This window comes from Raineya sp. (genome assembly GCF_053497555.1).
The window spans coordinates 1-9,519 of the sequence record NZ_JBRCWE010000058.1 but is presented as its reverse complement, the minus strand read 5'-3'; the positions used below and the strand labels follow the sequence as shown (position 1 = coordinate 9,519).

Annotated in this window: 7 protein-coding genes; 6 read left to right on the top strand and 1 reads right to left on the bottom strand. The window is 37.5% G+C overall.

Annotated elements, in window-relative coordinates; all coding sequences use genetic code 11:
• Positions 1-205 precede the first annotated feature (205 nt).
• Complete coding sequence (locus tag ACWITO_RS07325) at positions 206-3,133, bottom strand: sensor histidine kinase (protein WP_448529344.1); 2,928 nt, start codon at positions 3,131-3,133, stop codon at positions 206-208.
• A 127-nt stretch (positions 3,134-3,260) separates the two neighbouring features.
• Here ACWITO_RS07325 and ACWITO_RS07320 point away from each other — a divergent pair, with 127 nt between their 5' ends.
• The 6 genes from ACWITO_RS07320 to ACWITO_RS07295 all read left to right on the top strand — a co-directional run bounded on the left by ACWITO_RS07320 (position 3,261) and on the right by ACWITO_RS07295 (position 9,345).
• Positions 3,261-3,971 carry a YebC/PmpR family DNA-binding transcriptional regulator gene (locus tag ACWITO_RS07320; protein WP_448529343.1) on the top strand — a complete coding sequence of 237 codons (711 nt, stop codon included), beginning with the start codon at positions 3,261-3,263 and terminating at the stop codon, positions 3,969-3,971.
• A 26-nt stretch (positions 3,972-3,997) separates the two neighbouring features.
• Positions 3,998-4,393 (top strand): hypothetical protein, encoded by a 396-nt coding sequence (locus ACWITO_RS07315; protein ID WP_448529342.1) that lies wholly within the window; start codon positions 3,998-4,000, stop codon positions 4,391-4,393.
• Complete coding sequence (corA, locus tag ACWITO_RS07310) at positions 4,390-5,526, top strand: magnesium/cobalt transporter CorA (RefSeq protein WP_448529341.1); 1,137 nt, start codon at positions 4,390-4,392, stop codon at positions 5,524-5,526. Before ACWITO_RS07315 ends, corA begins: the two co-directional genes overlap by 4 nt.
• Positions 5,527-5,559: 33 nt before the next feature.
• A complete protein-coding gene (gene hemG, locus ACWITO_RS07305; RefSeq protein ID WP_448529340.1) occupies positions 5,560-6,864 on the top strand; it encodes a protoporphyrinogen oxidase in 1,305 nt (434 codons plus the stop codon).
• Between the two features lie 6 nt (positions 6,865-6,870).
• The gene (locus tag ACWITO_RS07300) at positions 6,871-7,371 is read left to right on the top strand and encodes a DUF4199 domain-containing protein (protein WP_448529339.1); all 501 of its coding nucleotides are present in this window, start codon (positions 6,871-6,873) and stop codon (positions 7,369-7,371) included.
• Between the two features lie 141 nt (positions 7,372-7,512).
• Positions 7,513-9,345, top strand: a complete 1,833-nt coding sequence (locus tag ACWITO_RS07295) for a DUF4836 family protein (protein WP_448529338.1) — start codon at positions 7,513-7,515, stop codon at positions 9,343-9,345.
• Positions 9,346-9,519 lie beyond the last annotated feature (174 nt).

Genomic DNA, 9,519 nt, shown 5'->3' with positions numbered 1-9,519 from the left:
CCCCCCTTATTTACCTCCCTGAAAACGAGGTGAGATAAATAAGCATAAAACTTTGATTTTCAGGTGTATAGCTCCCATCTCCTTTGGAGAGGGGCTGGGGGTGAGGTCAAAAAACACAATATTGCAAAAATAATCAAATTTCTTAATAAATTGTATTTCAAATACTTAACCTTGTAACTCACGTTACAAATGGTATTTTCAGGCATCAGTTTTGCTGTACAGGTATAGAAAGAATAACTTTTGTACCCAATGCGTTGCCATTAGTATCATAGAGGTCAATAATATCTGATTTAATGGTATTTTTATTGCCGTAATTAAGCAGTTCTAAACGCTTTTTGGTTGCACTCATCGCAAAAGATTTGTGCTTCTTATAGTTATGCCTTTGTAATTCTGCTGATTTTACCCTACCAATACCATTATCCTCAATGGTACATTGCAAATAAGTTCCTTGCAAGCCGAAACAAACTCTTATGATTCTATCCCCTTTTTTGTGCAGTAAGCCGTGTTTGAGTGAGTTTTCAATGTAGGGCTGTATTAGCATTGCAGGGATAGAAATAGAAGATTGTTCTATTTGCTCATCAATACATATTTCATATTTTAGGTTTTCAAAACGCAAAGATTCCAGTTGCAAATACAACTCCAACATCTTGATTTCTTCTTGAATGGGTACAGACGCCTCATTGCTCATATCCAAAGTGAGCCTCATTAAATCTGCAAACTTTCCCAAATACTGATTGGCAAGTTTTTTCTCGTTGAGCAAAATAAACTCTTGAATAGAATTGAGAGCATTGAATATAAAATGAGGGTTCATCTGCACTTTGAGTGCGGCAAGTTGCGACTCTCGCAATTCTTTTTCAATCTGATTGCGTTTTTCTAAAACCTTAAAACGCCAAAAAACCAGCAAACCCGAAATCAGCACGAAAAGAGTCATCATCAAAAGCCAAAACCACCATTTTTGCCAAATTGGAGCAAGAATAGTTATTTGTAAAATCGCTGTTGCCTCACTTTCTATGCCATCTTCATTGATAGCTTTCACCTGAAATTCGTACTTGCCCGCAGGCAAAGAAGGATAGCGAGCGAAATTATTGCTACTAGTTGTGAAAATCCACTTTTCATCAATACCAACCAGTCTGTATTTGTAGCTAAAATTTCCCCTACCTTTGTAAGTAATTCCCAAAAAATCTATCCGAATATTATTGTCCTGATAGTCAAGAGTAAATTCAGATTGCAGAGGCACAATGTTTTCCCAAATCCAAAACTTATCTATGTAAATTTGAGGTGGCACCGCATTCTTGGAATTGGTATGTATAGGCAGTTTGACAAGCCCTTTGGGAGTAGCCAACCAAGCATTTTCCTCTACTACCACCAAATCATTGATTTGTTCCGAAGGTAAGCCGTCTTGTCGGTTAAAAATTTCAATCGTATCAGTTAGCATATTGATTTTGGCTAAACCTTTGTCAGTTCCTACCCAAATATTTTCTTCTTGCACATACAAAGCATTGCATAAGTTACTCGGCAACCTCTGAAAGGTACTGATTTGCCTAACGACTTTCCCTTTCTGTATAAACAAAAGCCCTTGGGTAAGCGTACCTACGAGCAGAATATCTTTGTACTTAGCAAAACATTTTGCATAAATAGCAGAAGTATCATTTTTTACAATTTGCAGATTATTTTCTGAAATATCGGAATAGTATAAGCCATCGGCATAGCCCAGCCATATCGTTCCATTATCTACAAAAACACATCTTGCTCTTTTCATAACCTTGTTGTAGCAAAAGAAATCTGCATTTTGAATATCAAAATACTGCTTATGCAAGCTATCCCTACGCCATTTTTTAGATTTTGCACTAAAACATACTCCGGTAGGTCCCGCAGTGTAGATAAAATCGTTGCTTATGGCATAATATTTAGGACTTGCCCCTATTATTCTTTTTTCATACGAGCCACCCAAAGAAGTGAATATATGCGTATCGCCACACCCTACGAGTAAGTGTTCGTTATGGCTATCCCAATACAAAGCCTCAATATCTTTATTACAAGAAGTTTGCAGACTTTTTATGATAGCTTGCAAATTGGTACTAAAAACCTGCACCTTTCCATTATTCATTCCCAAAAGCAGATTTTTTTGATTGTCTTGTGTGAGTTTGAATATGTGCTTACCCTCCATAGCGGGCAGTTTTTCATCAAAAACTAATATGTGCTTATTAGGAACAACAAAAACCCCTTCTGTAAGTGTACTAATCCAATAGTTACCTTCTTTATCCAATAAGATAAAAGAAATAGCCTTTCCCTCAAAAAGGGGAATAGTCGCCCCTTCTGCATTGGTATAAATAGGCTTCAAGTACTTATCATAGCCATACAAGCCCGAAGAGGTAAGAAACCAAAAGTTTCCTTCCCTATCTGAGCGTATATCATTGATTTCCAATTTATTTTTTTGATAAAAATCAAAATCTTTGGCAGGAAAAATATGAGGCTTTCGAAGGGTATCTATGTAAAATACTTCATCTTTGGCTCTTTCAATAAGAATAAATTTGCTCCCCCATAAGTGCCTATAATTATAACCAACTTTTAGGCTCAAAGGTAACTGATATGAAAGAATTTGCTTACTGTCGTATAATCTGAGCCTTGCGTTTTCATCAAAAAATGCAAGTTTTCCATTAGGCAGTTCTACGATATGGTCATAGCCCTTGAATAAAAATTTAATATTTCCGTTTTCTGCCTTGTACCACTCTTGGTTAGAAAAATACAAATACAAATTATCTTTGCTATCCACAATATACGTATAAAATTCAGCTTGCGATGGCTTATTAATTTTATATTCAAAAACGCTATCTCTACGAATGTAAAAAAGCTGACCCGAAAAGTTCTGAAACCAAAGATTTCCCTGACTATCTTCCATTAAATTTGAAACTGCCGTAGCCTTGCTGGTTGGGGGTTTGTAGAGTTTGAACAGCTTGCCATCGTATCTACACAAACCCGATTCGGTAGCAAACCAAATATAACTCTTGGAATCTTGAAAAATGTAATACACCGTAGCAGAAGGCAAACCCTGCTCTTCGGTAAGTTGCCAATAGCTGGGCAGTTGGGCAAAGGCAAAATGACTTATGAAAAAAATCGCAAAAACAAACTTCATTAGCTATTTTTTTGCTAATTTGCGGAAATTTTTGCAAGTTTCTGTACTTTTGTAAAAATTTCTAAATTGCTTTCGTAATTCTATTTTCGTAAATCAGTCAATCATTACCTAAATCCAAATAAGAGCTATGGGAAGAGCCTTTGAATTTAGAAAAGAAAGAAAGTTCAAACGCTGGGGGCAAATGGCTAAAACTTTTACCAAATATGCCCGTGAAATTGCTATGGCTGTAAAGGCAGGCGGTGCTGACCCTCAATACAATGCACGTCTGCGTACTATCTTACAAAACGCCAAACACGATAATGTTCCCAAAGAAAACATTGAAAGAGCTATCAAGAAAGCTTCTTCCAAAGACCAAGAAGATTACAAAGAAATAGTATACGAAGGCTATGCTCCTCACGGCATTGCTATTATCATTGAAGCAGCCACCGATAACCCTACGCGTACCGTAGCCAATATTCGTAGCTATTTTAATAAATGTGGGGGTAGCTTGGGGGTTTCGGGTTCAGTAGATTTTCTATTTGAAAGGCAAGCTGTCTTTCAGGTAGCAATGAAAGATGATGTCAATTTAGAAGAAATGGAACTTGAACTCATAGATTTTGGCTTGAACGAAATGGTTGTAGATGAAGGCGAAATTTTCATCTATGCAGGTTTTGAAGGCTTCGGTAAAATTCAAAAATATTTAGAAGACAAAGGTTTTGAAATTAAAAGTGCTAAATTGGAGCGTATTCCCTTAGATACTAAACAGCTAAGCCCCGAACAAGAAGCCGAAGTAGAAAAACTGCTTGAAAAGCTCAACGAAGATGATGATGTGCAACAAGTTTTCCACAATATGAAATAATTTTTCACTCTGAAATCCATAAACTTATGCAAAAAACAATTGTTTTTTTCGCTTTTTTAGCTCTATTTTTCTCTGCCAATCAGTGCAAAAAGGCAGGCGAATGGGACAAGGCATTTGATAAAACTTGGGTACGGTCGCAAGAAGAAGAAAAAGGTGATGGCGTAGAAGTCTATCGTACCGAAGGGTACAATTTTCCCATTTCTCGTGGTCCTCGTGAGGCTTTCCGAATGGGGAAAGACGGCAGTTTTATGCTTCGTATTGCTCCTGCTGATGCCCCTGTGGAAATTAAGGGTGTTTGGAAAGCCAGTGGCAAAAAGCAAGCCAGTATCAGCCTTGAAAAAAATGGTTATATCGGCAAAACTGACTACGTTTATCAACTGATTGAGCTACAAGATAATATGCTTAAAATCAAAAGGCAATGAGTTCCTCTGACCGCAGAAGCCAAGAAATTGATACTTTACCTGAAACCTTCACGGGCTACAAAAGAGTGCAAGGGGCGTATCCGGGCTATTATGATGTAAAAAGTGATAAAATGCCCGAAATACGCGTTTTTTCCTATAATACCGATACCTGTAATGAAAACAAATTCAGTAACCTTTCCGACTTGTTTTCTTACTTAGAAGCACAGCCTCCTACACTCAAACACTGGATTGATACCGAAGGAATTGGTAATACGGCTTTCTTTGATGCTCTCAAAAATTATTTTAAGCTACACAATTTGGCAGTGGAAGATGCCGTAAGTGGCGACCAACGTCCCAAAGTTGAAACTTATGATGAGCATATTTTCATTATTTCACGAATGTTGTACCATTTGCCCCCCAGCAATAAGCTCATCAACGAACAAGTTGCCTTTTTCGTTTTGCCCAATACACTCATCACCATTCAAGACGAATACGAAGACTGCCTGGAGCCTGTACGCGAACGCCTACGCAAAGGCAGAGGTACAATGCGAGCCAATAGTATTTTTTACCTCACTTATGCTCTCATTGATGCCATTGTGGATAACTACTTCCCTATGGCTGAAAATATCGCCCAAAGGCTCAATGAATTAGAAGATAAAATCATTAGCAACGTAGAAAGCGTAAGTATTCACGATATTTTGCACATCAAGCGTGAAATTTTGCAAATTCGCAAAGCCGCCCTTGCCGAAAGAGATAAGATTAGCGAGCTAATGCGTTGTGAGCATCCTTTCAAAGATGAGAAAGTAGAAATTTACCTTCGCGATACTTACGACCACTGCTTGCAGATACTTGAAGTGCTTGACGATGAAAAAGAGATTGCTTATAGCCTTGCAGAAGCCTACAATACTACCATTGCCAACAAGACCAATGATGTAATGAAAGTGCTGACCATTATTTCAGCGATTTTCATTCCACTGACGTTTATTGTTGGGGTATATGGTATGAACTTCGCCCCCGAAGGTTTGGAAAAAGAATCTTTACCGCTCAATATGCCCGAATTGTATCACCCTTACGGCTATGTGGGCGTTTGGATAGTGATGATTGCTATTGCAGTGGGAGCTTTTATTTTCTTTAAGCGTAAAAAATGGTTGTGAAGCCTTTTGGTATTTACATCTTTTACTAAAAATATGATTGCAATTATTGGAGCAGGTATTTCGGGATTGAGCTTGGCTTATTTTTTGCAAAAGCAAAATATTCCTTATTTGCTTTTTGAAAAAAAAGAAAACGAACATTCGCCCGGTGGCTTTATTCAATCGGTGCGAGAAAAGGAGTATTTGTACGAATTAGGTCCCAATTCACTGCTTTGTGATGATTTTCTGCTTCAATGGCTTGGTGAGTTGGAACTTACTCCGCAAATTGTGGAAGCCAATGCCGTGAGCAAAAGCCGTTTTGTTTTCAAAAATGGTAAATATCAAAAACTCCCCTCCTCGCCTCTTTCACTTTTTTGGAATAGTTTTTTTTCTTGGAAAGCTAAAAAACAAATTTTCCGAGAACCCAAAGTAAAATCTAAAACTCACCCACACGAAACCCTTACAGAATTTTTTGAACGCCGTTTTGGCAGAGAGGTAGTAGATTATGCCTTAGACCCTTTTGTTTCGGGGATTTATGCGGGCAACCCCGATGAATTGCTACTGCAATACACTTTTCCCTTTTTAGCCGAATTGGAGCAAAAATATGGTTCTATTATCAAAGGGTTGAAAAAAAATAAGCTGGAACGTAAAAAAAGCATTTCTTTCAGAAATGGTATGCAAACTCTTCCGAAAAGGCTTGCCGAGAAAGTAAAAATTACGTATTGCGAAGGGGGTATTCAGAGCCTTTTCAAAAATGCTCATTCTTGGGAAATCGTAACCGCAGAGCAAAATTTTAAGGCAGAAAAAGTCATCATCACTACACCAGCTTATGTTGCAGGGGATATTTTGCAAAAAATTGATTTCTCTCTGGCTGAAAATCTGCAAAAAATTGCCTATGCCCCTATGGTAGTAGTACATACCATTTATTACAAAGACCTTTTCAAAAAACCTTTGAATGGCTTTGGGGCTTTGCACCCTCATAAAGAAAAATTATTTACTTTGGGGCATATTTGGAGTAGTTCGGTATTTGAAGGGCGTTGTAAAGAAAACGAAGTGCTTTTCACAAGTTTTGTAGGTGGAATGAGAGGTGTTGAAAAAACTTTCTTGGACGATAATATCCTAATGAGCAAAGTTCAGAAAGAAATTCGTGAAATTTATCAGATTGATTCTCTGCCCGTTTTGCAGAAAGTTACTCGCTGGCAAAAAGCTATACCACAATACGATAAATTTGTTTTACCTGCTTACGAAAAAATACAAAATTTAGAGAAAGAAAATCTGTATGTTTGTGCCAACTGGAAAGATGGCGTTTCCATTGCCGATTGTATCAAAAAAGCATATCAACTTGCTCAAAAACTCAAATAATAGCTTATGGAAAACAAAATAACCACCACCCAAGTAGGAGTTCGTTACGGCATTATTTACGGGCTTACCTCTGTAGTTATTTCACTGGTTGTAATACTGACAAATTTGGAAAGAAATTTTATTATCAGTCTGCTGAACTTTGTAGTTCTCATTGCTTTTCTGGTTATCCCTATGCAATATTTCAAAAGTCAAAGGGAAGGCTTTATGAGTTTTGGCGAAGGAATGGGCATTGGCTCAATAGTTTCAGCCGTAAGTAGTTTTATTTCGGGGCTTTTTATTTTGGTGTATTTCCGCCTCATTGCTCCTAAAAAGTTTGAGGAAATCCTTGAAAAAGCTCGTGAAGAATGGGAAAAAGCAGGTATGAAGGAAGATGCTATGCAAATGGCAGAAAAATTTACTACTCCCGAAGTGATGTTTGCCAGTGCTTTGATTACGGGTATTATTTTGGGCGTTATAGTTTCGCTGATTGTAGCGGCTATTTTGCAAAAAAAGAAACCTGAATTTTAAGCAAATTGTGGTTTTAGAGATTTGGCACAAGAACTTTGGAAGCCATAAACATAGTTTTAAGCCCTCAAACCCCAAACATTCAAACTTTGAACCTCAAACTTACACCCTTTGGACTATTAAACCCTCTAAACCCCAAATTTTATGAAAAGACTAATTTTTAGCGTTTTTGTAGCATTTCTTGCTTATACGCTACAAGCTCAATCGCTTGAAAAACGACTTTCAGCAGGCAAAACCTCTGTAATTGTTTCGCTCAATGCTCAAAACTATAAGCCCAAAGGCAAATTTCAGACCCTTTTGGATTTAGACTTTTTCAGAAATTTAGACAAAAATTTCAAAGAACGTTACGGCAAAGACTACAAAGTAGTTTCAGCAATTTACCGCAACCCCGAAGAAATCGGTATCAATGCTTTTCCACGTTCTTATGTGTTTGTTAATGCCTTAGATAGCAACGCTACAATGGTGGGAGTGGTTTTCAATTTAGCAAATACCAAAAAGTTTGAAAATTGGGCAAATACTTTTTGGAAAAATGCCGATGTGAGTAAAATTAAAAATGGTGCAAATGCCATTTACCTGCAAGGCGACCAAGTAGTAGCGTGGAACAATAATTGCGGCGTAATTGCCTTTGTAGCTTTGAACGAAAGAAATTTCTACGAGGGTATCAATTATGATGACCCCGACTACGACAAAAAAATGGAAGAAAAAGAGCGAAAAAATAAACAACTCAAAGCCGACTTGCTCAAAAGCGAAGCTACTGCTATCCTACAAGGCAATGTAGCCGAACCTTTGGAAAGCAATGCAAATTTTCAAACCTTTTTACAAAAAAGCTATGATTTGGGCATCTGGCTCAACTACGAACAATTTACTCGCTCTTTCAATAACCTGCTGAAAGAATTGCCCGAGCTTCGTTTTGGCTATGCCGAGCGTTTCGCCAGCCGAGTAAAATCTTTTTACAAAAACTACTACGACCATATTCTTTTTACTACCAATAAAGGCAATACTACTGTTACTTACGAAACTTATCTGAGCGATAAGATGTATGAACTCATTGGTAACGCTTTCAGCAAACGCATCAATCCTGAATTTTACAAGTATGTAGAGGGCGAAAATCTGCTCGGAATGTATGCTGTTTCGGGAGATTTGAAAGTATTGGGGAATGCTCTTGTAGAACTTTACAAAAACTTTGGTGAAGATTTGAGTAAAGAAGGTAAAATCATTGCCGCCGCTACTGATGTTTTGAGTGTAATTTTTGATGAAGACGCCATTTTGGGTATGCTCAAAGGCGACGCAATGGTTGCCTTCACAGGCGTAAAGGAAATGGAAACCGAATATACCGATTATGAATATGAGGGTGAAACCTATTTAGGGGCTGTCAAGAAAAAACGCAGAGAAAAAGTAGCTGTCTATGTAGCTATGCTTTCCATTGGAAATGAAGAAAATTTGAAAAAGTTTATTCATCTTGCAAACGTTTTAGAAGGCTTTGAACTGCAACCACAAGGCAATTTCTACCGTATCAAAGAAGCGGGTAAAGTGCAAAACTATTTGGCTATTGAAAATGGTATTCTTATCATTACCAACGACTTGGACTTAATTTCAAATCTTAAAAACTTTAAAGTAAAGAAAAGCGTAGAAAATCGCATTCAGAAACTTACCCAAGAAAATCCTATGCTGGTGTATGTGAATACGCAAGCTGTTGCAGATGCTATTCTAAATCACAAACCCGACCTGCAAGCCAGCGAAAGAAAAGATTTACTTGACCTCAAAAAAGAAATTGGCGAGTTCCAAATGGTAGGACCTTTACTCAAAGGTAAAACTTTTTATTCCGAAGGTGCTTTACAAGTTTTGGATAAGAAAAACAATAGTCTTGCCTCGCTGGTGCGTTTCTTTAATCGCTTTTTCAAAGATAGAAGCGGAATGAGCGAACCTGATGAAATTACAGGCTCAAAAACCAAAAAGCGTAATAAAAAAGAACATTAGTACCCAACACAAGCGACACCACTAAATGTAGGCAGTGGTGCCGCTTTTATGATTTAGTCGTCCCTTAAAAAGTCTGTTTAGAGAAAAATCAAAGTGTAACAATAGAAATTTCCTTCCAAAAAGATGAATTTTTAAGATGTATTATCGGGTTTAGAGCGATGATGTCGCTTAGAG

What these genes read in the sequence shown, in the direction of transcription:
- corA (WP_448529341.1), top strand. Translation starts at nt 4,390, where the DNA reads ATGAGTTCCTCTGACCGCAGAAGCCAAGAAATTGATACTTTACCTGAA.
- ACWITO_RS07295 (WP_448529338.1), top strand. Translation starts at nt 7,513, where the DNA reads ATGAAAAGACTAATTTTTAGCGTTTTTGTAGCATTTCTTGCTTATACG.
- ACWITO_RS07315 (WP_448529342.1), top strand. Translation starts at nt 3,998, where the DNA reads ATGCAAAAAACAATTGTTTTTTTCGCTTTTTTAGCTCTATTTTTCTCT.
- ACWITO_RS07300 (WP_448529339.1), top strand. Translation starts at nt 6,871, where the DNA reads ATGGAAAACAAAATAACCACCACCCAAGTAGGAGTTCGTTACGGCATT.
- ACWITO_RS07325 (WP_448529344.1), bottom strand. Translation starts at nt 3,133, where the DNA reads ATGAAGTTTGTTTTTGCGATTTTTTTCATAAGTCATTTTGCCTTTGCC.
- hemG (WP_448529340.1), top strand. Translation starts at nt 5,560, where the DNA reads ATGATTGCAATTATTGGAGCAGGTATTTCGGGATTGAGCTTGGCTTAT.
- ACWITO_RS07320 (WP_448529343.1), top strand. Translation starts at nt 3,261, where the DNA reads ATGGGAAGAGCCTTTGAATTTAGAAAAGAAAGAAAGTTCAAACGCTGG.